23 protein-coding genes are annotated in these 26,037 nt (G+C 29.6%); 15 read left to right on the forward strand and 8 right to left on the reverse strand.

Going from position 1 to position 26,037, the window contains the following annotated elements; all coding sequences use genetic code 11:
* Nucleotides 1–63: 63 nt before the first annotated feature.
* The 3 genes from H5J23_RS10270 to H5J23_RS10280 are packed head-to-tail and all read left to right on the forward strand — an operon-like array spanning nucleotide 64 to nucleotide 3,726.
* Nucleotides 64–1,020 carry a LacI family DNA-binding transcriptional regulator gene (locus tag H5J23_RS10270; protein WP_185892020.1) on the forward strand — a complete coding sequence of 319 codons (957 nt, stop codon included), beginning with the start codon at nucleotides 64–66 and terminating at the stop codon, nucleotides 1,018–1,020.
* 28 nt (nucleotides 1,021–1,048) lie between these two features.
* Nucleotides 1,049–2,509, forward strand: coding sequence for a Na+/H+ antiporter NhaC family protein (locus tag H5J23_RS10275; RefSeq protein ID WP_185892022.1), 1,461 nt, complete (start codon nucleotides 1,049–1,051; stop codon nucleotides 2,507–2,509).
* A gap of 32 nt (nucleotides 2,510–2,541) precedes the next feature.
* Complete coding sequence (locus tag H5J23_RS10280; RefSeq protein WP_221892800.1) at nucleotides 2,542–3,726, forward strand: PLP-dependent aspartate aminotransferase family protein; 1,185 nt, start codon at nucleotides 2,542–2,544, stop codon at nucleotides 3,724–3,726.
* A gap of 38 nt (nucleotides 3,727–3,764) precedes the next feature.
* Here the strand turns inward: H5J23_RS10280 and H5J23_RS10285 are convergent, their stop codons facing one another.
* Nucleotides 3,765–5,033: a Gfo/Idh/MocA family protein gene (locus H5J23_RS10285; RefSeq protein ID WP_185892023.1), complete on the reverse strand. Its 1,269-nt coding sequence runs from the start codon at nucleotides 5,031–5,033 to the stop codon at nucleotides 3,765–3,767.
* Between the two features lie 157 nt (nucleotides 5,034–5,190).
* Here H5J23_RS10285 and H5J23_RS10290 point away from each other — a divergent pair, with 157 nt between their 5' ends.
* The 4 genes from H5J23_RS10290 (at nucleotide 5,191) to H5J23_RS10305 (ending at nucleotide 9,204) form a co-directional block, all read left to right on the forward strand.
* The gene (locus H5J23_RS10290) at nucleotides 5,191–6,162 is read left to right on the forward strand and encodes a LacI family DNA-binding transcriptional regulator (protein ID WP_185892025.1); all 972 of its coding nucleotides are present in this window, start codon (nucleotides 5,191–5,193) and stop codon (nucleotides 6,160–6,162) included.
* Nucleotides 6,163–6,238: 76 nt separating this feature from the next.
* Nucleotides 6,239–7,492 (forward strand): sugar ABC transporter substrate-binding protein, encoded by a 1,254-nt coding sequence (locus H5J23_RS10295; protein WP_185892026.1) that lies wholly within the window; start codon nucleotides 6,239–6,241, stop codon nucleotides 7,490–7,492.
* A 2-nt stretch (nucleotides 7,493–7,494) separates the two neighbouring features.
* The gene (locus H5J23_RS10300; RefSeq protein WP_185892027.1) at nucleotides 7,495–8,376 is read left to right on the forward strand and encodes a carbohydrate ABC transporter permease; all 882 of its coding nucleotides are present in this window, start codon (nucleotides 7,495–7,497) and stop codon (nucleotides 8,374–8,376) included.
* 9 nt (nucleotides 8,377–8,385) lie between these two features.
* Complete coding sequence (locus H5J23_RS10305; protein WP_185892028.1) at nucleotides 8,386–9,204, forward strand: carbohydrate ABC transporter permease; 819 nt, start codon at nucleotides 8,386–8,388, stop codon at nucleotides 9,202–9,204.
* 50 nt (nucleotides 9,205–9,254) lie between these two features.
* On the opposite strand, the gene H5J23_RS10310 is transcribed toward H5J23_RS10305, so the two are convergent.
* From H5J23_RS10310 to H5J23_RS10325, 4 genes are read right to left on the reverse strand one after another with little or no spacing between them, the layout of a single operon-like run.
* Nucleotides 9,255–10,091, reverse strand: a complete 837-nt coding sequence (locus tag H5J23_RS10310) for a carbohydrate ABC transporter permease (protein WP_221892801.1) — start codon at nucleotides 10,089–10,091, stop codon at nucleotides 9,255–9,257.
* The gene (locus H5J23_RS10315; RefSeq protein ID WP_185892029.1) at nucleotides 10,057–11,043 is read right to left on the reverse strand and encodes a carbohydrate ABC transporter permease; all 987 of its coding nucleotides are present in this window, start codon (nucleotides 11,041–11,043) and stop codon (nucleotides 10,057–10,059) included. Before H5J23_RS10315 ends, H5J23_RS10310 begins: the two co-directional genes overlap by 35 nt.
* 16 nt (nucleotides 11,044–11,059) lie before the next feature.
* Nucleotides 11,060–12,343: an ABC transporter substrate-binding protein gene (locus H5J23_RS10320; protein ID WP_185892030.1), complete on the reverse strand. Its 1,284-nt coding sequence runs from the start codon at nucleotides 12,341–12,343 to the stop codon at nucleotides 11,060–11,062.
* Nucleotides 12,344–12,356: 13 nt separating this feature from the next.
* Nucleotides 12,357–14,114 carry a beta-galactosidase family protein gene (locus H5J23_RS10325; protein WP_185892041.1) on the reverse strand — a complete coding sequence of 586 codons (1,758 nt, stop codon included), beginning with the start codon at nucleotides 14,112–14,114 and terminating at the stop codon, nucleotides 12,357–12,359.
* Between the two features lie 232 nt (nucleotides 14,115–14,346).
* Here H5J23_RS10325 and H5J23_RS10330 point away from each other — a divergent pair, with 232 nt between their 5' ends.
* From H5J23_RS10330 to H5J23_RS10365, 8 genes are all read left to right on the forward strand, one after another.
* Entirely contained in the window at nucleotides 14,347–15,318 is a 972-nt protein-coding gene (locus tag H5J23_RS10330; protein WP_185892043.1) for a LacI family DNA-binding transcriptional regulator, read from the forward strand.
* A gap of 156 nt (nucleotides 15,319–15,474) precedes the next feature.
* Nucleotides 15,475–15,828 (forward strand): hypothetical protein, encoded by a 354-nt coding sequence (locus H5J23_RS10335; protein ID WP_185892045.1) that lies wholly within the window; start codon nucleotides 15,475–15,477, stop codon nucleotides 15,826–15,828.
* Between the two features lie 179 nt (nucleotides 15,829–16,007).
* Nucleotides 16,008–16,361: a hypothetical protein gene (locus H5J23_RS10340; protein WP_185892047.1), complete on the forward strand. Its 354-nt coding sequence runs from the start codon at nucleotides 16,008–16,010 to the stop codon at nucleotides 16,359–16,361.
* Between the two features lie 107 nt (nucleotides 16,362–16,468).
* Entirely contained in the window at nucleotides 16,469–17,890 is a 1,422-nt protein-coding gene (locus H5J23_RS10345) for a helix-turn-helix domain-containing protein (RefSeq protein WP_185892048.1), read from the forward strand.
* Nucleotides 17,891–17,997: 107 nt separating this feature from the next.
* Nucleotides 17,998–18,390: a hypothetical protein gene (locus tag H5J23_RS10350; RefSeq protein WP_185892050.1), complete on the forward strand. Its 393-nt coding sequence runs from the start codon at nucleotides 17,998–18,000 to the stop codon at nucleotides 18,388–18,390.
* A gap of 2 nt (nucleotides 18,391–18,392) precedes the next feature.
* Nucleotides 18,393–18,800, forward strand: a complete 408-nt coding sequence (locus tag H5J23_RS10355) for a hypothetical protein (RefSeq protein WP_185892052.1) — start codon at nucleotides 18,393–18,395, stop codon at nucleotides 18,798–18,800.
* A gap of 2 nt (nucleotides 18,801–18,802) precedes the next feature.
* Nucleotides 18,803–19,099 carry a hypothetical protein gene (locus H5J23_RS10360; RefSeq protein ID WP_185892053.1) on the forward strand — a complete coding sequence of 99 codons (297 nt, stop codon included), beginning with the start codon at nucleotides 18,803–18,805 and terminating at the stop codon, nucleotides 19,097–19,099.
* A gap of 179 nt (nucleotides 19,100–19,278) precedes the next feature.
* Nucleotides 19,279–20,676, forward strand: a complete 1,398-nt coding sequence (locus H5J23_RS10365) for a sulfatase (RefSeq protein WP_185892055.1) — start codon at nucleotides 19,279–19,281, stop codon at nucleotides 20,674–20,676.
* A 48-nt stretch (nucleotides 20,677–20,724) separates the two neighbouring features.
* On the opposite strand, the gene H5J23_RS10370 is transcribed toward H5J23_RS10365, so the two are convergent.
* From H5J23_RS10370 to kduD, 3 genes are all read right to left on the reverse strand, one after another.
* Complete coding sequence (locus tag H5J23_RS10370; protein WP_185892057.1) at nucleotides 20,725–23,637, reverse strand: chondroitinase family polysaccharide lyase; 2,913 nt, start codon at nucleotides 23,635–23,637, stop codon at nucleotides 20,725–20,727.
* Nucleotides 23,638–23,698: 61 nt separating this feature from the next.
* Nucleotides 23,699–25,252, reverse strand: a complete 1,554-nt coding sequence (locus H5J23_RS10375; protein WP_185892058.1) for an extracellular solute-binding protein — start codon at nucleotides 25,250–25,252, stop codon at nucleotides 23,699–23,701.
* Nucleotides 25,253–25,274: 22 nt separating this feature from the next.
* A complete protein-coding gene (kduD, locus tag H5J23_RS10380) occupies nucleotides 25,275–26,036 on the reverse strand; it encodes a 2-dehydro-3-deoxy-D-gluconate 5-dehydrogenase KduD (RefSeq protein ID WP_185892060.1) in 762 nt (253 codons plus the stop codon).
* Nucleotide 26,037 lies beyond the last annotated feature (1 nt).

Below are 26,037 nucleotides of genomic sequence, written 5' to 3' on the forward strand. Positions count from 1 at the left end.
GTATGTAATAATCATTTTATATTCTTCCTTGCATACGTATGCAAGAATAAAGGAGGAGCTTTTATGAAAAAAAATAAGCTTACAATGAAGCAAATTGGTGATTTGCTTGGAGTTTCTCAATCAACTGTTTCTAGAGTTATAAATAATCATCCAAATATAAAAAAAGAAGTTAGAGACCGCGTTTTAAAATTTATAGATGAAAATGAATTTCTTCCTGATTATAGTGCTCAGATTTTACGTGGAGAGAAATCAAAAATATTAGGTTTACTCACTGTTGATTTTAAAAATCAATACTATCTAGAAATAGTAAATCATGTGGAAAAAATAGCTAGAAAACAGGGATATTCTATTATTGTCATGAACTCTGAACGTTCTCATATTTTAGAAAAAAAACATATTATTGAACTTCAAAAAAGAGGTGTTGATGGAATTGTAGCCTGTCCTGTTTATAAAGACAATATGTCTTTTATTAAAAAATTAGGCATTCCTTTTGTTGTTGTTAATGAAATTTTAAAAGACTATGACAGTTTCTCTACTTCGCTTTTTAAAGGTGGAGAAATTGCAGCTGATTTTCTTATTAATAAAGGTCATTGTAATGTTGGTTACATTGGTGAATATCCCTCCCTTAAATTTGATGGCTTTAAGAGTCGATATATCTCTAATATAGATGAGTGTAATTTTTTTGCTAATTTAGATTCAAACTTCATAGATGATTTAGAAAGTTTTATAAAAAATAAAGGGGTTCAATGTTCTGCTTATTTTTTATCTAGTGACTTTATGGCATTGCATTTTCTAAAAATTTTAAAAAAGTTAAAAATCGATTATTCCAACATTGAATTTATAGGTTTTGACAATACACTTTTATCTGAGGCTCTGAATATTTCTAGTATTGAACAGCCCATGGAAAAAATGATTGAATTATCTTTAAATACTTTAACAAAAAAAATAAATGGTGCTTGTAAGGATGAAAATAAGGTATTAAATATTGAATTAGATCCAACTCTTCTAATTCGAAATTAATATATATTTTAAAACACGGAGGGTATTTATGAAATCAAAAAGAACACCAACAAATTTTGAAGCTTTTCTACCAATAATAATTATGGCTTTAATGGTATTAGTGGGGAATATCATTATGGGAATAAGATTAGAGTTTTTATTGATTGTTGCTTCTATTTTTTCTGCAATTATTGCTATTAGGGTAGGAGTATCTTGGGATGAAATGATGAGCGCTTATACAAAAAAGTTTTCAGATGCTTTTCCTGCCATTCTTATTCTTATTGCTATTGGTGGTGTAGTTGGAACTTGGATGTTCAGTGGAACTGTTCCAATGATGATTTATTACGGTCTTAAATTTTTAAATCCAAAATTTGTAGTTGTTACTGCATTTTTAGTTACTGCACTAGTTTCAACATTCACAGGAACAAGTTGGGGGTCTGCTGCTACTTCTGGAGTTGCTTTTATGGGTATTGCTCAAAGTATGGGAATTCCTTTACCTGTTGTAGCTGGAGCTATTGTATCTGGTGCTTTTTTCGGAGATAAGGTTTCTCCTGTTTCTGATACTACAAACTTAAGTGCTATGTCTTCAGAAATAACTGTTTATGAGCATATTAAAGGTATGTTACCAAATGTGGTTATATCTGGTGCTCTATCTCTAATAGCTTTTACAATTGTAGGATCATACTATTTTAATGGTAACTCTGAACTTACAGATACAACTTTAAAAATAATGTCTGATTTAAACTCTATCTATAACTTTAACATTTCTATGTTAATACCACCTATTATTGTTTTTGGTGGAGGATATTTTGGTATTTCACCACTTCTTTTAATGCTTGGTTCATCTATTACAGCCATGTTAATTGGTGTATTTAGCAATGGATTTTTATTTAATGATGCAGCTAATGCTTTAATATCAGGTTTTAATATTAGTATGGCTGAAAGTGTTGGAATCAATGTAGTTGATATAACTCCTAGATTACTTGGACTTTTAAATCGTGGTGGTTTTGCATCAATGATGGGTGGAGCTGTTTTATTCTGTTTCTTAGCTATGCCATTTGGATCTTTCATGGAAGTATCTGGAGCTTTAGATAAGGTAGTTCAACAGATGAGTAAAGCTATCACTGGTGTATTTAGTCTTACTACTGTCACTTTTTTCACTGGTGGTATTATGAATGGTATTACTGGAAATGGTCAATTCTCTATAATGACTACGGGACAATTATTTAAAGAAAGCTTTAAAAAACAAGGTGTTCCTCTTTCAGTTCTATCTAGAACAATGGAAAATAGTATGACTTTATTAGAAAGTCTTTTACCTTGGCATGTTACAGCTATATATATGTCTACTACTTTAGGAGTGTTCACCACAGAATATGTTAAATGGAGTTTCTTTAATATATTTGGTATATTTGTTTTCTTTATTCAAACATATATGCTTTCTAGAAAACTTAATAAATCTAATACAAGTAGCATCTCTGAATACGAAACTGCTGCTAATGAAACTATCTAATAACGAAGATTACTTTAAATAAGGAGACTATCATGAAAAATAATTTAGAAACAATACTTGCTCACTATGGAGAAGAAAGAGATAAACATAATGGAGCTATTGTTCCACCAATCTATCAAAATACTCTATTTGCTTTTGAAAGTTGGGATCATATTGACAATGCTTTTTCTGATCCTATAAACAACAATATATATACTAGAGGTAACAACCCTTCAGTTTCTATTGTTGAAAAAAAATTAGCCAAAATTGCTGGTGGAGAAAAAGCTAGACTTTTCTCTTCTGGAATGGCCGCTATTTCAAGTGCTATTATGAGTTGTGTTAAAGCTAATTGTCATGTGATTACTTTAAGAAATATCTACGGTCCTGCTATGAATTTTTTAGATAACTACTTAAGAGACAAATTTAATGTAGATGTAACTTTTGTAAGTGGAGAATCTGTAGAAGAGATTGAAAATGCTATAAAGGAAAATACTACTCTTATCTATTTAGAATCACCGTCATCAGCTATATTTTCTATGCAAAATTTAAAAGCTATAGCTGATTTAGCTAAAAAACACAATATTAAAACTATAGTGGATAACACTTGGGCAACTCCTATATTTCAAAAGCCTTTAGAGTTAGGAATTGATTTAGAGGTACATTCATGCTCTAAATATTTAGGAGGACACAGTGATATTATAGCTGGTGTTATTATTGGTTCAGCTAAAGATATTGATAGCATCTATCAAAATGAATTTCTTTTATTTGGTGCTAAAATGGCTCCATTTGAAGCATGGTTACTTATGAGAAGTTTAAGAACACTACCTATGAGAATGGAAAAACATCAAAATAATGCTTTAAAAGTTGCTAGCTTCTTAGAAAATCACCCTAAGATAAAATCAGTAAACTATCCTGGATTGAAATCTCACCCTCAATTTGAACTTGGAAAAGAGCAAATGAAAGGTTACAGTGGACTTATGAGTTTTGTTATAGATTCAGAGGAATTAGGAGATATTAAAAACTTTGTTAACGCTTTAGAACACTTTAGTATTGGAGTTAGCTGGGGAGGACATGAGTCTCTTATTCACGCTCCTGCTATAAGCTATCTAAAAGAGATGAGTCCTGAGCAATTTAAATCAACTGGTTTATCTCTTGGAGTAATGAGAGTTTCTATTGGATTAGAGCATGTTGATGATCTTATTGATGATTTGAATAAAGCTTTAACAAATATTAAATAAAAAATTAAGGGGTTAACCAAAATGGCTAACCCCTATTTTTAATTAAATCTATTTAAATACTCATCCATATAAACAACATTTCCATTAACTCTAGAGTCTTCCGCTGCAAAAGCCATTATATGACTTTCTAAAGATGTTCTTGGATTAGTTCTAGAATCCTCTTGTCTTCCTAAACAAAGGTTTATAAAATCATTCATAAGTCCTGTATCTCCTCCTCCATGTCCACCTTCTAAAACATCTGGAATAACCTCTGTTTTCTTTCCATTTGCAAAACGTCCTTCACCTTTTCCAAACTCATAAACTTCTATATGGTTTTTTGCATCATTTCCTCTTATTTCGCCTTTAGTTCCCATAATTTTTATTGTTCTACAAACTTCATCTGTAAAAGCACATAGATTAAAAGTTACATTTACTCCATTTTCAAATTCAATTATAGAAACCATATTATCTACAACATTATTATCACATTTATAAACACATCTTCCATATTGATTGTGTTCTAAAGATTTTGTTAAAGCTTCCTCTGTTTGTATTTCACTAGCAACTAAAGTTGGCCAAGCTCCAATATTATTATAATATATTTTTTTCGGTGAATATATGCAACTGTCTATATATTTACACTCTAAACATCTATCTGCTGAACCTTCTGGAGCATTTTCTTTTCTAAAATATTTTAAATTTCCAAAAGAAGCTATTTTTTTGCAAGGATTACCATTTAAAAGCCAAGATAGAATATCTAAATCATGACAACTTTTTTGTAAAATAAGAGGACTTGTTTCATCTGAATTTCTCCAGTTACCTCTAACAAAACTATGTGCAAAGTGGAAGTTTCCTATATTTTCATTATGTTGTATATCTACAACCTCTCCAATTACTCCACTATCTATTAACTCTTTTAATTTACTAAAAAATGGTGTGTATCTAAGAACATGGCAAACCATAACTTTAACTCCATATTTTTCAGCCATTTTAACTATATCAATACACTCTTCAACCCTGTTTGACATTGGCTTTTCTAAAAGAATATCATAGCCTTTTTTCATAGCAAGCTCCATAGGTTCAAAGTGCATATCATCACCTGTTGCTAATATTACAGCATCACAAAATTTATCTTTTTCTAAAAAATCCTCCCAAGAATTAAATACATACTCTGGTAGAATCCCATGAGTTTTTATCATTTGATCTCTTTTTATAGGATTTGGTTCTGCTACAGCAACAATCTCTGCTTCATCACTATTTTTTAAAATAAAATTAGCATAAACATCCTTTCCCCTATTTCCTGCTCCTATTACACCGATTCTTAACATAAAACATCCTCCTATTTTTGAATACGTATACATTTATTTTTAATGTGAGTATAGTACATGATTTTTAAAATGTCAAATTTTTTTCATAAAAATTTGCTTATAACAATTTTATAGAGTATTATTTTTTATATATAGTTTAAATTTATAAGGAGGATAGATGAAAAATAAACGAATGACTATGACAGAACTAGCTAATTTAATTGGTGTATCTCAAGCTACAGTATCAAGAGCTATTAACCAACCTGAAAAAGTTAAGCCTGAAGTAAGAGAAAAAATTCAATATTTTATAGATAAATACAAATTTATTCCAAATGAAAATGCAAAAACTATGAGAGGAGTAGGCAGTAAAATTCTAGGTTTTATTGTTTTTAGTTTTTCTAACTATTACTATTTAGATATGATTAAATATGCAGAAAAAGTTGCTAGAGAAAAGGGATATAGTCTTCTTGTTATGAATTCTGAAAAAAATGCTGATTTTGAATTAGACCACATAAAAATGATGTTAGCTAGAAATGTAGAAGGAATACTTATAGCTCCTGTAGATGAACAAAATCTTGATTTTTTAGAAACTACTGGTGTGCCATTTGTAGCTTTAAATGAAGATTTTCCTGGACATAATTATGTTACAACCTCTCTTGTTGAAGGGGGAGAAATTGCATGCCAACATCTAATTGATCAAGGTCATAAAAATATAGGTTATATTGGAGGAGATCACAAAAAATATAATCCAAAACTTGATGGAGTAAAGAAAAAATTAAAAGAACATAATTTAATTTTTAAGCCTGATTTTTTTATAAAAGTTAATACGGTAACCCTTTCAGAAGAGGATATAGAGTTCGTTTTAAAAGAACGAAAACTTCCTTGTACTGCATATATTGCATCTAATGATGAAGTAGCCTGCTTATTTATGAAAAAAATTAATGAATTTGGTTATAAAATTCCTGAAGATATTGCCTTAGTTGGATTTGATAACACTATTGTTTCTAAACTTCTTAATATCACAAGTATTACTCAACCTACAGAAGCTATGGTTAAAGCTGGAATTGAAATGGTTTTAAATAAAGAAAAGATAAAAAAAACACTCCAACTTTCTCCTGGAATTGAAATACGAAATAGTAGTTTAAAATAAATTTGACAAATTTTAATCTATGAGGTATATTTTATCAAATAATTATGAATACGTATACAAATTTTAAGGGGGTATTATGAAAAAATTTATTTTATCATTATTAAGTTTAGGTCTTTTAGCTTCTTTTACAGGTTGTGGTAGTGATGAAAAATCCACTACTAATAAAGAAAAAGTTTTAAAGCTTGCTCTTTGGGACGCCAATCAAAAACCTGTTATAGAAAGTATGATTAGTAATTTTGAAAAAGAAAACCCTGGTGTAAAAGTCGTTGTAGAAATCACACCATTCTCTCAGTATTGGACTAAGCTTGAAACTGCTGCTACTGGCGGACAACTTCAAGATATTTTTTGGATTAATGCTCCGAACTTTACAAAATATGCCAAAGCAAATATGATTCTTCCTATTCAAGACTTAGCGGATAATAAAGCTATAAATACCGAAGCTTTTCCTGAAGGTATGATTAAAATGTATACTTACGACAATAAACTTATGGCTGCACCAAAAGATATTGATACTACTGCTCTTTGGTATAATAAAGAACTTTTTGATTCTTTACAATTACAATATCCTAATGATAATTGGACTTGGGATGATATGATTACAACTGCTAAAGAAATTAAAAATAAAACTGGAAATTATGGTTTAGCTCTAGGTTTTTCTGGACAAGAAGACTATTATGAAATAATATCTCAATTTGGAGGAAGAGTAATATCTCCTGATAAAAAAACTAGCGGTTTTTCAGATTCTAACACTATAGCTGCAGTAAAAGAGATAAAGCAACTTCTTGATGAAAAAGTTATTCCTAGTCTTGGTGAGATTGCAGACACTAGATCTTCTGATCTTTTCCAATCTCAAAAGGTTGCTATGACATACTCTGGATCTTGGATGGTTAAACAGTATATGAAAAATGAGATTATAAAAGATAAAGTTGATTTAGCAAAATTACCTTTAAAAACTAAGGATGCTGCTATTATCCATGGACTTGGATATGCAATCTACTCTCAAACTAAACATCCTGAAGAAGCTAAAAAATTAGTTGCATATTTATCTACTAAGGATTCACATGATATTCAAGCTAAAAGTGGTATAGTTATTCCTGCTTATATCGAATCACAAGAAATTTGGACAGATTCATACCCTAATCTAAACTTACATGGTTATTCTAATATGCTACCTAACGGAATTGAATACCCAGCATCTTTAAATACTGGTAAATGGGAGGATGTTATGAATGAATACCTTAATAAAGTTTGGATGGGAGAGTTAACACCTGAAAAAGCTTGTGAAATCATAAATGAAAAAATGAATTCTATTTTAAAAGAGGAAGCTTAATTATGAGGAAGGATAAATTTCAAAATAGTATGTGGGCATATCTTATGATTGCCCCTTTAGTTCTTGGAATTGGAATTTTTTATATATTTCCATTTTTTCAAAACTTATATTTTAGTTTGACTAATCTTGGTGCCTTTGGACAATTTAAGTTTATTGGTTTTAAAAATTACGAAAAATTAATATATGATCCTAAAATGTATCAAGCTTTAAAAAATACCTTTGTATATGTTTTATTTTCTGTTCCTTTGGGAATAACTTGCTCCACTTTAGTTGCAACCATGTTAAATAGCAAAATTAAAGGTCTTACTATTTATAGAGTTTTGTATTTTTTACCTGCTGTTACAATGCCTACTGCTATAGCTATGGTTTGGAGATGGATGTACAATAAAGAGTTTGGTATTTTAAATCAATTTTTAAGTAATTTTGGATTTGAGCCTAGAGCTTGGTTATCAGATCCTCAAACAGCTTTATATGCCGTTATAGTTGTTGCTATCTGGTCAAATATAGGCTATAACATGGTTATACTTCTTGCTGGTTTACAAGGTATTCCAAAAATGTATTATGAAGCTGCAAAAATAGATGGCGCTGGTCCTGTTACTTGCTTTTTTAAAATAACTTTACCTTTACTTAGTCCATCGTTATTCTTTGTTACTGTAATGTCTTTTATTAATTCTTTCCAAATATTTGACTTAGTTTTTATGATGGTAAATCGAACTAACCCAGCTTTTGAAAGTAGTATGACTATAGTTTACTTCTTCTATACAAACGCTTTCCAAATGTCTGAAAGAGGTTATGCAGCAGCTATTGCCGTAGTTTTATTTATCATTATTATGATTTTTACTTGGATTCAGCTTAAACTACAAAAAAAGCTAGTTAATTATTAGGAGGATAATATGGAGGACAAAAAAGGAAAAGTTTTTTTACACATCGTTCTTATAACTGGAGTTATCTTTACTTTAATCCCTTTTATTTGGATGTTTCCAACCTCTGTTAAAACTTTAGGAGAAAGTATACAAGTTCCACCAGTTATATTTCCTTCTGAATTTAAATGGAGTAACTATAAAGATGTTATGGCTACTATGCCTTTCATGAAATTTTACTATAATACAATTGTTTATACAGTAATTAGAACGATTGGACAAATTGTATTTTGTTCTATGGCTGCATATGCTTTTGCTAGAATTGAGTTCCCATTTAGAAATACAATATTTTTATTATTATTAGCTGTTTTAATGGTTCCTGGACAGATTTTTTTATTACCACAGTATATGATAATTCAAAAATTAGGTTTATTAAATACTTTAAGTGGTCTTATTATTCCAGGATTATTCAGTTCTTTTGGAACCTTTTTAATGAGACAATTTTTTATGACTCTTCCTAAAGAATTAGAAGAAGCTGCAATTATAGATGGATGTAATCATTTCCAAATCTATTATAAAATTATGTTACCTCTTGTTAAGCCTGGTATCGTAGCTTTAATTATAATAACAGCTCTTGCTAGCTGGAATCAACTTATGTGGCCTCTTATCGTTAATACTTCTACTGATAAGATAACGCTTTCTGCCGGTCTTGCTGCTCTATCTGGGCAACACGGAACTGATTATCCTTTAGCTATGGCTGGAGCAATTTTAGGAGTTTTACCTATGTTAATTATGTTTATAATATTCCAAAAGAAATTTATTGAAGGAATGGCATCAACTGGTATTAAATAAAATTCAAATGAATAATAAAAATGGAGAAGTTTTCACTTCTCCATTTTCTTTTACTCTTTAACAGCTCCTGCTACTATTCCTGATAAAATCTTCTTCTTAAATATCAAATACATTATAACTGTTGGTAACATAACTATTACTATTGCAGCTGATAACTTAGCCCATGAACCGCTACGTCCTACATAGTTCATTAACATTGTTGTAAGCGTTGCATTAGCAGCACTTGGCATATACAGATACGGTGTAAACATATCATTTAATACATCTACAGATTTTAAGATTATAAGTGTAGCTGTTGCTGGTAAAATCAGTGGAAATATAACTTTCCAATATATTTTAAAATATGAACATCCATCAATTCTTGCACTTTCATCTAAAGAGTATGGAATCTGATCTATAAACTGTTTATACACATATATTTGAAGTATATCTGTTGATATATAGATTACCATTGGTGCTAGTAGTGTATCATATATTCCAAGTCTTCCAATTACTCCAAATCTTGTTATCTCAGCAATAAAGCTAGGTATTAGCATTGAAAAACTAAATAAAAAGAAGTATACCTTTTTAAGTTTAAACTCAAATCTACTTAAAGAGTAAGCAACCATACTACTTAAAATAACATTCACTGTTATTGTTCCTAAAACTAAAAGCATTGAGTTTTTAAACCCTGTTAAAACATTTCCATTTTTAAAAACCTCTTTGTAGTTATCTAGTGAAAATGGTGCTGGTAAAGATAGATGATACCCTTGAGCTATCTGCTCTGGAGTTTTAAAAGATGATAATATCACTAAAAGTAAGGGAACTAAAACTATCAAAGTTATAACTACAAAAACTGTGTGATTTAGAACATTAAACAGTAACTCGCTCGTCTTTTTCTTTTTCAAACTTTTCCCCCTCCTTTTCCATTGCCATCTCAACTTTTAATTCCTCTTTTTTAAAAAATCCTTTTACTTTATTTAGCTTACCTCTAAACTTTTCAGGCTCTAAAACTAAACCTTGAACTATTGATATAACTATTATTGCAACTATTAAAACTATAGCCATTGCACAAGCTAAACCAAAGTTACTAAACTCAAAGGCTGTTTTTACTGTATGAAGAGCAAATGTTGTACTGCTCGTTCCTGGACCTCCACTTGTCATAACAAATGGAATATCAAAAACCATAAGTGCTCCTCTTACATTTAAAAATAGTACTATACTAAGAATCGATTTCATATTAGGTATTATTATTTTTACAAATTGCTGTAATACTGAGGCTCCATCAATTAATGCAGCCTCTAGCATATCCTTATTTATTGATTGAAGTCCAGCTAAGAAAAGTATTATATGGACTCCTGTAAATCTCCAAAGAGAAACTACAACTAATGAATAGTTTACAATTTTAGGATCACTTAACCATCTAATTTTTCCAATGCTTCCAAGAGCTAAAAGTCCATTTAATACTCCATCCTCAGAACTATATAAAAATGAAAACATATAGGCTATTGCAACTCCATTTATTATATATGGCATAAAAACTATAGTTTTAAAAAATTCACTTTTTTTAATATATCTATCTAAAAGCATTGCTAAATACATCTCTATTGGAATAAAAAGAAGATGTAGCATAAAATATAAATTATTATTTTTTAAACTTTGCCAAATATCTTTTCTTTGAAATACTTGAGTATAATTTTTTAACCCAACGTAGTTATAACTAGGATTTATTCCATCCCAATCAGTAAAACTTATTAGAGCTAGTTTAAATCCTGGATAAAGAACAAATACAAATAGCAATATAGTTGGTATTGCTAAAAAACATGCTAATAATATACTTCTTTGTGTTTTATCTTTCATATTTTACTCCTAACAACTACTTTGTATTTTCTTGAGCTTCTGTCCATCTTTTGTTAAACTCATTCATATACTCTGTAAAATTAACTCCTTGAATCATCTCTTGTCCCATTCTCTTAACATCAAAAGAGATATAATTAGCTATTTTTCTAAACTTCTCATCTCCACCTTTTTGAAGTACAACCTCTGGATTTGGAATATTTGCTATAGCTACATTAAACATACTCTCTCTACCTTTCACTCCCTCTACAGCTGGCAACACATTCATATATGTTACATACTCTTTATAGTAGTCACTTGTAAAGAACCAATCTAAGAACTTTTTAGCTTCATCTGCATTTTTACTATATTTTGGAATTGATAAAAATACCTCAGCTGAAACTAAATATCTAAATGGATCCTCTTTTGTTTCACGAGCTGGCAGTACAAATACCCCTATATCCTCTAATGTTTCTTTAGGCATATCTTTTTCTAAGTCCATATAAAACCATTGTCCTGATGCTAACATAGCCGCTTTTTTAGAAGCAAACATACTTTTTTCCTGATCCCAACCATATCCTAATGGATCCTCTCCAAAAGGTTTTGTGTTATAGTATTTATCTAACATATCATAAGCTACATAAAATGGTTTTCCTGGTGAAAACGGATCTTTTTCCACAGCCATTTTACTTAAAATATCATTACCTCCAGGCACTAAAAATGGCATAAACTCATTAAATGGATATGTTGTCCAAGAATCTTTTGCTCCTAGAGCCATTGGAATATAGCTGCCGTTGTCTTTTATCTTTGTTGAAAGTGCAACAAACTCTCCCCAAGTTGTAGGTATTTCAAGTCCTAACTCATTAAATACACTTTTTCTATAATAAACAAACTCATTAAAACCATACATTGGTAATCCGTATATATTTCCATCAATTTCAAAATCCTTAGCAAACTTATTTACTTTTGCAGCTTCTGTTTCGTTTAAAGGAAGCAGTACACTTTTAAAACTTTCCATAGTTACAACTCTCACTGGGAAAATATCTGGTAGCTTCTGTGCTGAGTTTCTTATTTTCATTGTATTGTCATACTCAGTTGCAGGTATTTTCTCCATTTTTATTGTTACATTTGGAGCTATCTTTTGATATGCTTCTGCTAGACTATTTGTATCCATCATATACTCTTCCCCAGTTCCAGAATATGTTACAAAAGTCAGCTCAATTTTTTTATCCTCTACTTTAGCTACCTCTTTCTTTTCCCCATCACCACAAGCAGCCATAAATAACATTGTTCCCACTCCTAAAACCTTTAAATATCTTTTCATTTTTTTACCCTCCTTAAAAAAGTTTAGCTTCTGCAAAAAGTTCCATAACTTCACCATTATTATGAAGTTCAAAAACAACAATTTCGTTCTCTCCCTCTTTTAAAAGAGGTGATGGAACATAAAGTCTCTTTTGAGGTCCCTCACTCCAGTATCTTCCTAGGTTAAATCCATTTATATATACAACACCCTTTTCCCATCCTGTAAAATCTAAGAAAGTATCTCCAATCTCAGATACATTAAAAGTTCCTTTAAAGAATCTTGGGTGATTTTCAACATCTTTAATATTCTCTTCAAAATTTAAACTAGATATATCATCTAGTGGTATTGTGTAAATTTCCCAGTTAAATAAAAACTGTCTATCAAGTCTAACTCCCTCTGTTATACCTTTACTATCTTTTAATAGAGGCCCATAGTTGATTCTTCCCATATTCTCAACTAGAATCTCCAATGTTGACTCCTCTTTTTCACAGTTTAGTATTATTTCCTGTTTGGAATTTCTATCAATAACTCCTTTAAACTCCCCGTTTAAATAGATTAGAGCTCTATCTCTAACCTCTTGTAAAGTAAGTGGCATATTTTCAATAATTCCTTTAACTTTTGTCTTATAAAGTATAAAACCATAATCTTGGTCTAACTCCTCCATAGTTTTTACATATGGTGAAGTATAGTGTTTAGATAGTATATTTAAATTATTCCAAAGAGATGCACTTTTTTTAAACTCTACTTTTCCATAAGCTATTTTTTTTGAATCTTTTATTTCATACTCTTTGTAATTTTTATGTTTTTTAATATTTATTTTTCCTTTTAATCCATCAATAGTGTCCTTTACTAAATGGTATTTTTTAGTTAAATCTCCAGCTTCAGTTAAAAGAGCATCATAATCATAGCTTGTTACTGTACAACGTTGCTCATCATGATAGTTTGCTCCGTTCATAAAGCCAAAGTTAGTTCCTCCATGGAACATATAGAAGTTTACAGAGATATTGTTTTCCAACATATACTTAAACTCTTCTGCTACCTCTTCACCCTTTCTAGTTATATGCTCTTGCCCCCAATGATCAAACCATCCAATCCAAAACTCCATAACCATCTTAGGCATATTACTTTGATATTTTTTAAATAGTTCAAATGATTCCTCTGTCTTTGAACCAAAATTTATTGTTTTCCAAATATGTGGTAGTGTTCCTCCAGATAACATCCAATGAGTTGGTCCATCTGAAGTAAACAGTGGCACACTAACGCCTCTTTTTATTAAAGCCTCTTCTATATAACTTAAATACTTATGGTCATTTCCATAACTTCCATACTCATTTTCAATTTGAACAGCTATTATAGGGCCTCCATTTGTAGAAAGGTGTTTCGTAAACTTAGGAACTAAAGTATCATAATATCTATCAACTTTCTCCATATAAGTTAAATCCATAGTACGAAGTCTTATACCTGGATATTTTAACAACCATGATGGTAGTCCTCCAAACTCCCATTCAGCACATATATATGGAGATGGTCTTAAAATAACATAAAGTCCCACTTCATCAGCTAAAGTTATAAATCTTTCAAGGTCTAGTATGCCTGAAAAGTTATACTCTCCCTCTTTAGGTTCATGAAGATTCCAAGGTACGTAAGTCTCTACACAGTTAAAACCTGCTGATGCTATTTTCTCAAGTTTATCCTTCCACTGCTCAGGTAAAGTTCTAAAGTAATGCATCGCTCCAGATATAATAAGAGTTTTCTCTCCATCTATCTCTATATGTTCCTCTACAAATTTCATTTCTCCTCCCTATTTTCACTACTCTATTTTTTAAAATTATGTTTTATTTCAAACCTTTTTTAACTGAATACCTTCTATAAAAAACTATATTTTTCAAGAATACGTATTCTTGATATGAGTTTATTCTATGAATCTCTTTTTGTCAAGATTAATATTTAATAAAAAAAATTGTTTGACAAATTTAGAAAAAAATACTTTAATTGAGTTCTTAATACTTTTGAAAGGTGGTTCTATGAAAAAAACTTTAACTATGAAAGATATAGCAAAATTAGCTGGTGTTTCTCAACCCACTGTCTCAAGAGTGGTCAATGGAAATCCAACTGTAGACCCTGAAGTTCGGGCTCGTGTTGAAAAAATAATTTTAGATGAAGGTTTTAAACCAAACTCTAGTGCTAAAACTTTAAGAAGTAGCTCTTCTAAAATAATTGGAGTTATACTTTTTGATCTATCTAACTACTATTACTTAGAGATGATTAGATATGTTGAAAAAGCAGCTAGAGAAAATGGCTACACAGTTATCATCCTCAATTCTGGGGGAGATAAAACTTTGGAAAAAGAGCATATTTTAAATTTACAAGCTCGAAATGTAGATGGAATTATCATTGCTCCTGTAGCAAAAGAAAATCTTGAATTTTTAAAAAAACAAAATGAAAATTTCGTAATTGTAGATTGCAGTCTGCCTAACTATCCATGTGTTTATACTTCTCTTCTTCAAGGTGGAAAAATTGCTACAGAACATCTTTATAATTTAAATCACAGAAAAATAGGTTTTATTGGAGCTGATAAAAAAAATATAAAACTTTTAGGAATAAAAGAGTTTTTCTCTGAAAAGAGTTTAAAATTTTCAAATGAATGGTTTATAGAAACTGATGTAACTAATAGTAATCTTGATAATTTATCTTCAAAGCTAAACTCCTTAAAAGATTTTCCCACAGCTTTTATTACGTCTAATGATGTTATTGCTTTAAATTTAATAAAAGAACTTGGAAAAAAAGGGTTATCTATTCCTGAAGATATATCTATTTTAAGTTTTGATGACACTATCATATCCACAGCTTTAAATATTACAAGTATTAGACATCCTGTGGATTTAATGATGGAAGATGCCATTGACTATCTTTTAAATGGAAATAAAACTCTTATACAAAAAAGTCTTGATCCTATTTTAATTAAAAGATCTAGTTGCCATTATAATTTGAAATAAAAATTCAAATTATATAAAGTTATTGAAATTTTATACAACTTTTTTGTCACTTTTTTTCAAATTGATATTTTTTCATAACAATCGTATAATATTATACAAGATTATTAATACAAATAAAAACAATATAATATTTATACATATTTTAGGAGGATACAATTGAGAAAATTAAAAATGCTTATACTTGCTGCTACACTAAGTTTCACTGCTTTTGCTGGTTTAGTTAATGGGAAAATGACAAAAATAAGATCTTATGAAAAAGGGAACCAAATTAGCTTCGAATCTAAAATACCTAATGTAACTTTCAAAGTTAAAAAAGTAGATATTTTTAAAGCTATGACAAGATATGGAAAGGTTATGTCAGTTGCTGATTTTGAAAGAAATGGAATTATTTTAGATGTTGATAGAAAAGTAGTTGTTACTTTAGATAGAAAAGGTGACGGACTTTGGATTAAATCTAAAAACAACTCAATGTTCGTAACTGAAAGAGAGTTAGACAAAATAAGAAGATAATTAATAAGACTGAACTTTATACGTTCAGTCTTTTTTTATTATTTTCTCTTTTGAAATTTTATAACATTTTTTTAGTCTTTAATTTCAAATTGATATTTTTTTCTCATACATATATAATAAATATCATCACTACAGAGATATTTATACATTAATTATAGAGAATTTTAGGAGGATACAAATTGAGAAAATTAAAAATGCTTGCATTAGCTACTACTTTAAGTTTAACAGCTTTAGCTGGTTCAGTTAATGGAAAGATTACAAAAATTAGAGCTTATGAAAAAGGGAACCAGGTTAGTTTTGAATCAAGAATTCCTAACTTAACTTTTAAAGTTAGAAAAACTGATATATTTAAAGCTATGACTAGAAAAGGAAAGATTATGTCTGTTGCAGATCTTGAAAAAAATGGTGTCATCCTTGATATTGATAGACAAGTTGTAGTTACTTTAGATAGAGTTGGAGATGGTTTATATATAAAAACTAAAAACAACACAATGTTTGTATCTGAAAAAGAGTTAGACAAAATAAAAAAATAGTTATTTGAGCCTTTAGGCTCATTTTTTTTTGTTTGTATATATTTAGACTTTAATGTAAAATATACATTATTACATAATGTCATAACAATATTTAGAAAGGTGGAAAAATGTTTTTAAATAAAAAGTCTCTACATATACTAAGTCTATTTTTTTCTTTAAACAAATTTAGTTATTCTGATTTAGAAAAAATATTACACATAAAAAAACGTTCCATTGATAATAATATCAATATTATCAATGATTTTTTGGCTCTTAATAAGATTCAAGGAATTCAAAAAATAAAAGATTTATTCTTTTTAGATTCCTCTTCTATCAATAAGATTAAAGAGATTTTACAATTTGCTCCATTATCAGTTACTGAAAGAAAAGATTATCTTTTATTGCAACTTTTTTTTGAAAATACTCTTAATCTAAATATTAATACAGATATTATTCAAACTACTAGAAGAACCCTTAATTACGATTTAAGAGATATAAAACTTTACTTAGAATCAGAGGGTATAAAGATAGAAAGTATTTCTGGAAAAGGTATCTTCTTAAGAGGAAATGAAGCTAAAATAAGAGAAATTTTTTCTATTTATTTAAGTAAATACTTAATTAATAAAAATATCAATCACAAACACTTTACTGACTTAATTTATAAATATATCCATCCGGATTTAATTGAATATAATAAAAACTTTGTTTTAAGATTATTAAATAGTATTTCAGTTACCTTAGTTCCTGAAGATTTTTATAAAATTGTAGCTGTACTTTTAGTAAATTCAACAAGAGAGAATAAAATTGATTTTGAAGATGAATATTTTTCACCTAAAAAAGTTACGTATCATGAAAATTATGAAAAAACTTTAAAGTTTTTAAAAATAAGAGGACTAGAATACTTAAAATCCTATGAACTTGATTCTATTGTTGAAACTCTATTTTATTTAGATATTAAAAGATATGAGACTCCAGATGAGTGCACTAAATTTTTCATGGAAAAGATTAAAGAAAACTTTAACTTAGATTTTAATAGCAACTTAGAAACTAAAATGAGAGTTTCTAATGTTTTAAGAGTAGGAGATTTTAAAAGTAAATATAATTTCTATGAAAATAAAGAGGTTTACTCTTTTAATAAACTTCAAAAAGAAACTTTTAAAAAATTAAAAGAGATTATTCATGGTATTTTTCCAAAGTTTTATTTAGAAGATATTTTACATCTTGCTATAATCTTAAAAAAGCATCAAAATAATAACATCCTAGATAGAGACAAATATAAAAGAGTAGTTATTGTAGATGATACATTTGATCATATGTATGCTAAGCTTCTTTCAAAGTATTTAAAAAATTTCTCATACATTGAGGTTGTTGAAATTATTGAAAGTTACGAACTAAACTCTCTTTTAGAGGATGTTTTCCAAGTTGACTATATTATAACTATTGATGACTTACAAAACCTCAATCTTAATATACCACTAATTAAAATAAATAGAGCTTGCTTCCTAGATGATAGCTTTGAATTATCACAACTTAGCTTAATCATAAAGTAGTTGAATTTTAATACCAAAATTTATCACTCTTTTTTCAAATCCTCAATTTAAGGAATATGTGTTACTATACTTTAAGTTTTTAGTAACAAATTTTGAAGGAGTTTAAAATGAAAAAAGTTTTAATAGCTGCCTCATTTTTAATATCTATAAATCTATTTAGTGCTGATATTAAAAATGACAATGGTAGCATGAATTTTCCAGATTTAAAACTTGAAAAAGTTGAAGGAGCTACATACATAGCACTAGCTAGCAAATCTGGTGAAGCTTATATTTTTGGATTAGCTAATGATGTTTTTTTAGATGTTGAAAAAGGAATTAAGCAACAAGAAGTTCTAGGATTTTACGATAGTTTAAATGAAAATAAATTAGATGTTGAATTATATAATGTATCATTATTAGAAAATAAATTAGTTGTAAAACCAACTTATGAGGATTTTACAATAGAGTTTACTCAGGACGAAACAAATAAAATATTTAAAGCCGTTAAGGAGGAGAAATAATTATGAAAAAGTTTTTAGTAATTTTAGGAATCCTAACTTCTATAAATATTTTTGCTGCTGACATTATTAAAGATAATACAACTACATCAACAGATAAAGTAGGTATGTTTATTCAAAATAGTAACTCCTTTTTTGCTTTGCAAACTAAAAATGGTGGTGTCGTGACTTTTGGTCTTCCAAAATCAGTGCTTGTAAACACATTAAAAGATGGAAAGCCTAGATACGAAATTCCAGGTGTTATTGCAAATGCAAAAAATCCAGAAGAGAGTGCTTTACAATTTTATCATCTACAATATGATAAAAAAGAGGGTGTTCTTATTTTAGATTTTTCTGGAACAGAAGACTATATTGTCTTCAATAAAGATGAAGTTTCAACATTTGGAGAGATGTTGAAAAAAGGGGTGAATTAATTATGAAAAAGATTTTTGCTTTATTGATGCTTGTAGTTTTATGTACAACATCTTTTGCTAGATACCATAGACCTATTAGGCCTGCTGTAAAACGTGCTATAGTTAGAGCTCACGTACGTAATGAAATTAGAAAAGAGGTTCGAAGAGACATTAGAACTGCTGTTAGAAGAAAAAGAAGAAGAGAGGCTATAGGTGCTGCTGTTGTTGGTGCTGCTGTTGTTGGAGGAATCATTGCTAATAATAACAACCATCACAACGATTACTATAGACCTATTCCTCAACCATATTATGGTTATTAATATATACTAGCCCCCGAGAGAGTTTAGATTTTTTTATAAAATCTAGGCTCTTTTCTTTTTTAATATACGGTTTTCTCCTTAAAAAGTATTAATTTTTTGCATTGAAAATAGAATATTTACTTATTTTTTTACAAAAGGTATCATAAAAAGAAAATAACTACTTACTTGGGGGAGATTTTATGAAAAAACCAAATCTTTTATTTATCTTTGCAGACCAATGGAGAAGAGAAGCAGTGGGCTTTATGAAAAAAGAACCTGTTATAACTCCTAATTTCGATGCTTTTTCTAACGAAGCAGCAATATTTGAAAAAGCTTACAGCAGCTGTCCACTTTGTTCACCGAATAGAGCAACTATTTTAACAGGTAAAAATCCTATATCTCATGGGGTTATTACAAATTGTAAACCTGGTCTTGAAAATATATTTTTAAAAGAAAGTGAAGTTACAATTGGGGATATTTTAAAAACTAATAGATATAAAACTGGATATATTGGAAAATGGCATCTAGATGAACCTGAAAAAAAAGATGATAACCTTCCTCTTTCGGGAGCTAAAGATTGGGATGCCTTTACACCACCTGGACCTAAAAGACATGGTTTTGATTTTTGGTACTCTTATGGTGCTGATGATAACCATCTTTCTCCTCACTACTGGATGGATTCTCATGAGATGATCAATATCAACAAGTGGTCTGTTGAACATGAAACAGACATAGCTCTAGATTTTATTGATAAAAATAAAGAGGATAACTTTGCTCTTTTTCTATCTTGGAATCCCCCACATACACCTCTTGATTTAATTCCACAAAAATATGTGGATATGTATAAAGATGTTAAAGTTGAAAAAAGAGAAAATGTTATTTTAAAAGATATAGTTGATCATCCAAAAACTATAACTCCATTCTCTTTAGATGAGGCTGGGTATTTAGAATCTGTAAAAAAATATTATGCTGCTATAACAGGTATAGATGAGCATTTTGGAAAGATAATTGACTATCTTAAGATGAATAATCTATTTGAAAATACTATAATTATAGTAACTTCAGATCATGGAGAGATGCTATGCTCTCATGGACTTTGGAGTAAACATGTCTGGTTTGAAGAGGCTGTTTCTGTACCATTTATGCTTTCTCATGGAGAAAGATATAAAAATAAAAAAATAACTACACCTCTTTCAGGAGCTGATATTGCTCCTACAATACTATCTCTTTTAGATTTAAGTATTCCTCATGAGATGGAAGGAGTTGATCTCTCTCCTACTTTAAAAGGTGAAAAAGTAGATAACATTGCTATCTCTGCTTGTTATACTGGAAACCCTAAAGTTCTAAATAACCTTAAAGAAAAAGGATTAGATACCTTAGCTTATGGATGGAGAGCTGCAATTGATGAGAAGTATACCTATGTATATTTTAATGATTACTCTGGTAATGATATTCCTAAAGAGTTTTTATATGATAATACTAAAGATGAGTATCAGTTAAATCCCATTCCTATAACTGATAAAACTAAATATTTAAAAGAACACCTAATGACATGGGGAGAAAAACATAATGATCCTTTTATTAAAATAACTGTTTAAATAGAAAAGAAGTGTGGTACTTTAATATACCATACTTCTTTTTAAATTCTACGATATCTTCTTTAATATAATCTTTACTGGTTCTCCATTTTTTGAAGTAATACTTAGTTTTGTAAACTCTCCATCTATTTCAGATTTTACTTTTGAACTGTTCTCACTAGTGTACTTTCCCTTTAAAACAACTAAAGTTGTATGCTCTTTTCCTATATTTCCAATCCAAGGTCTTGAGTATATACTTCTTTCAATCATAACTCCATTTTCATCATATTGCTCTTCATCTTTTCCTTCATATAATCTTAAATCTGGATCAACAAAGCTCATTTGAATTTCTTTATCATTCTCTTGAAGAAGAATCATTGATGGAGTATCTACAGATTCAATAAATCTATTATTTTGCACTTTTCCACTTTCAAATAGTGCATATCCTGTCATATTACTTTTTAAATCTTTAACAATATGACTATTATTATCTTGATTTAAAACTTCATACTTAGAGTTCTTTTTAAATTTATCTTGTTCTTGTTCATCTCCTTTTATTAAGATACTGTAGTGATATTTTCCATTTTTAGGTGCTTTTCCATGGTTTATATAAGCTAACTCGTAGTTATTTTCTGTTCTTTCTCCAGTATTTTGATCCCTTGATTCCTGTTTCCCTTTTTTTAGAACTATATCTCCCTCTACAACTTTATACATATTGTTTTGAGAATCTATTATTGTATCTTCATTTTGTGTATAACTATTTTTCATATTTTGTCCTAAATAGTTTTGAAATAGTGTTGTGTGAGTTTCATTTTCACTATCACTGTTTTCAATTCCACTTCCAAGTAAAATAGCTCTATTATCAAAGAAAAACAGTGATTTTCTAGCTTTATGAGTTCCATTATATTTTGGATGTTCATGAAGCTTCATTGCAAACATACCATTACCATTTAATGAGTTTCCTCCTGAGTAAGTTTCATCTGAAAGTAACATCTCCTCTACTCCACTTTTAGTATCCACTTGTGAAATACTCGATTTTAACTTTTCAAATGGCACATTTATAGCTGTAGTTCCTGGAAAGTGCTTCCAATCCCATCCCTCTTGCACATATCCACTCTCTTTTAATGAACTCTCTAAAATTTGAAAAGCTCCATAACTCATATATCTACCATATAGGTTATTTTTTATATATGTCTCATTCCCTACTAAATACCTACTATAACCTTTTACCCCTGCTAACCACTCCTTTCTTCTATGAAGTTGTAAAGAACCCATATTCATTGTCCACGAACCTTTAGGAGCAGCTTCCTCTTTAAATCCCATACCTTTAAATTTTTCTACACTTTTTCCTTGAGGTGAAAGTCTTAAATAAGCTTCTGCTAACTCTTTATCTATCCCCCTCTCTCCACTTAAAGCCATCAGTCTAAAGCTTTCTGTATCTATTTTAAATTTTCCATTGGGATGTCTTCCTGTTAAAGATAATAGATAGTTGTATTTATTAGAATATAACCTCGTTGTCAATACCGCATCTTTTACTATTTTATATTGCTCTCCTGTAACAGCATAAGGAGTTCCATTTAAATAGTATATTATAGGAACTAAACCTTCAAAAGCCCCCTTTGCATAAGCTGGATAGTTTTGCATGTGATGAAAAACTGTTCCATCATATTTAAATCCACCTAAAACCCCTGGAGAATAGTCTATAGAGTTCATTAAATAACTCTGTAATTGATATAGCTCTCTTCCCTCTTTCTCTTGGTTTTCATTTAGAAGTATGGCTGTTAACATACCTGGTAACATTGTATTTAATACATCTATATTTATTTTCAAATTTTCTTTAGGTGTATATATCATTCCCATAGCACTGTACCAAGATACCATCTCTTTAGCTTTATCCACTGTTCCTAATTTAACAAGTGGTTCTTTCATTAAAAAAATTGCTTCATATATCTCTCTCATTTGATATCCTAAATGATGAACTGTTCCTTGAGAACTGCCTTTTGTCCAACCTTGATTATACATATACTCTAAACTTTCATTAAATAGTTTAGCTATTCTATCTTTTTCTTGAATATTATCTGTAGAATTATACATATACGCCAATTCTGTTAAATATATTCCAAACTCTTTTGTTGCTATATATTTTATCTTTTCTTTCTCTTCTGGTTTTAAATCTTTATATATAACTAATCTTTGAATAAATTCTAAACTTATCTTTTTATATTCTGAAAACTCTTCCTCTTTTTCAGTTATAAGTTCAGGTGTTACTTGGATTTTTTTAAGCAGTTTTTCTCTATATCTTTTTTCAACTTTTTTTATTCCCTCTATTTCACTTTTATTTAAAACTATCTTTTTTTCATTTTTATCTATTTGATTATAATTTTTATATAATGCCATCCAATGTGCATTTGCTGCTGCATCTGCCTCTAAGTTAATAAAATCTACCTGCTCATCTCTAGCATTATGTCTTGGATCTATTAATACTGATGGCATAATTTGATCTATTAATATCTCTCCGCTTTCATTAGGTGCTACAAAAGTTATTTCATCCATTCCTTCAATAGGTTCACCTTTCATATCCCTATCATACTGAACCCACATAGTTCTCCAACCTTTAAAGTTCATTTTTATTGGAAACCAACATTTTACTACACCATCTTTTTTAAACTGCACTAGTAGTTCATCATCAATAGGATTTTCATTATATATCCACATACTGTAACTACTTCTTGCTTTCTCTTGTTCACCTGTTTTGAAAACTGTATACCCCACATCTCCTAAAATACTTAAAGTTTCTCCCTTTTTAAATTTCCATTTTAAAGAACTCTCTCCATCTTTATATTTTTCTTTAGTAATTGATATCGAATCCTTTATATTTGTTTCTATATTTTTAGGTATTTCATTTTCAAATTGATATACTTTTAAATCTTTTGCATATAAAACTCCTGTTAACATAATCGCTCCTAATACAATTTTTTTCATTTTGCTCCCCTTATTATGCCTATAAAAAAACTAGGTATATCTACCTAGTTTCTTTATGTTTTTATTTAACACTATTGTAGTGGTTATAGCCTTTTTGTACAAGTTCTACTGCTTCATTTATACCATTCTGCTGTATTCTATTAATATATGTATCCCAATCAGTATCTATGTCAGAAACACCTAAAATCCATTTTTGCATGTATTCCTCTGTTGTTTGATTTACAAGTGCCATAATTTTTTCTAATTTTTTTACATCCTTAGGACTATATTTTAATATTGGTAGTGGCATTGTTGTGTTTTCATTTCTCATGTACATCTCAAATCCTTGCTTAGCTATATCATTTGAGTATTGAAACTCATAATCTGCATCTTGCTGAACTCCTGGTCCTGAAACTTGTGCTCCAACCTCTTGTAAAACTTTTAAGGGTCCTTTTCCATCTGGATTATTTAATACATAATCTGTAAATACTGGTTTCCCATCTACCATTGTATAATGTTTTCCCTCAATACCAAAGTTCCAAGTTCTTCTTCCCTCTTCAGAGAACCACCAATCCATAAATTTAATAGCTTGCTCTGGGTTCTTTGAAGCTGCTGATATTCCCCAACCAATCTCTGGAGTTGTATTTCTTCCTACTGCAACACTTTTCATTCCATCTTTTATTTGAAGAGGCTCTATTGGATAAAATTCAAATCCTGGTATTTGCGTTGTAGCTAAGCTATTATAGCTAGCTGTACTTCCAAACCAATCTAAAGTCATTCCTCCAATATTTGTTGGTAATACTGCATCTCTTGCTCCCCAACCTCTTGTGAAAACCTCTTTATCTATAAGACCTTTTTTATACCATTCTGCTGACAATTTAACCGCTTCTTTAAAGTTTGGATCTAAAGTTGCAAAAGTAACTTGGTCATTTTCTACATAGAATGTTTTATATGGTCTTGCACCAAAAATTCCTGTTAAGTTATTTAATGCTGCTTGAATATTTCCACGGACAAAGATTCCAACTTCATCTTTTCTTCCATTTCCATTTGCATCCTGCTCTTTAAATATTGTTAAAGCATTTTCAGCTTCTTCCAATGTTTTAGGAACTGGTAGTCCAAACTTTTTTAACCAATCAGTTCTTATAAAAAGTCCAGATGACACACTTAATTTATTTAAATCATAATATGTTGGAATTGCATATATTTTTCCATCTAGCGAATACATATCTTTTCTATATAATGGATTTTCCTCTATAAACTTCTTTATATTTGGTGCATGCTTATCTATTAAATCATTTAAAGGAATCATTCCCCCATCGCTACCTAATTTCTCTAAATCTGGTACTCTATAAGCTATAATATCTGAGAAATCATTAGAAGCTAGCATAAGATTGTAAGCTTGTGTAGAATCTGTATTATTTTTAGATGCATATGATTTTACTTTTACTCCTGTTGCCTCTTCAGCTTTTTTATATATTTCCCACTCATCATTTAAAGGCATTCCATTAAAAACTAGAAATACTGAAAGATTTTTATCTTTTTTTGTTCCAGTACTTTTTGAATCCCCCTCATTTGAACATCCATTAAACATAAGCGCTGATAAAAGTAACGCTCCCATTGCTATTTTTCTCTTCATTATAACTTTCTCCCCTTATTTATTATCTAACTAACCATCCACCATCTATAGCTAGAATATGTCCATTTACATAATCTGCTGCCTTTGATGATAAGAATATTGCTCCTCCAACTAGGTCTGATGTTTGTCCCCATCTTCCTGCTGGTATTCTTCCTAATATCTCTGCATTTCTCTTTTCGTCAGCTCTAATTGGTGCTGTATTTGCTGTTTCTATATATCCTGGTGCTATTGCATTTACTTGGATATTATCCACTGCTAACTCATTTGCAAAAGCTTTTGTAAGTCCAGCTACTCCATGCTTACTTGCTGTGTATGATGGAACAAATTTTCCACCTTGGAATGATAACATTGAAGCTATGTTTATTATCTTTCCTCCACCTTGCTTTTTCATCTCAAAAGCTGCAGTCTTACTTAAATAGTATATTGAAGATAGATTTAAGTCAATAACTGATTGCCAATCAGTGTTACTTCCCTCTAAAATTGGTGCTCTTTTTATTGTTCCAGCATTGTTTACTAGAATATCTACTCTTCCAAAAGCCTCTATACATTTACTAACTGCTTCCATAGCAACTTCCTCTTTTGATAAATCTCCAGTTGCATAAGCAACCTTTCTTCCTAATCCTTCAACCTCTTTTATAACATTTTCCATATTATCATCATTATATGTGAATATAAATAGGTCTGCTCCTGCTTTTGCAAGTCCCATTGCAAGTGCATTTCCTATTCCTACGTTTCCTCCAGTTACCATTGCAACTTTTCCCTCTAAATTAAACATGTTTAACATA

This window comes from Cetobacterium sp. 2G large (assembly GCF_014250655.1).
In the GTDB taxonomy this organism is placed as follows: Bacteria; Fusobacteriota; Fusobacteriia; order Fusobacteriales; family Fusobacteriaceae; genus Cetobacterium_A; species Cetobacterium_A somerae.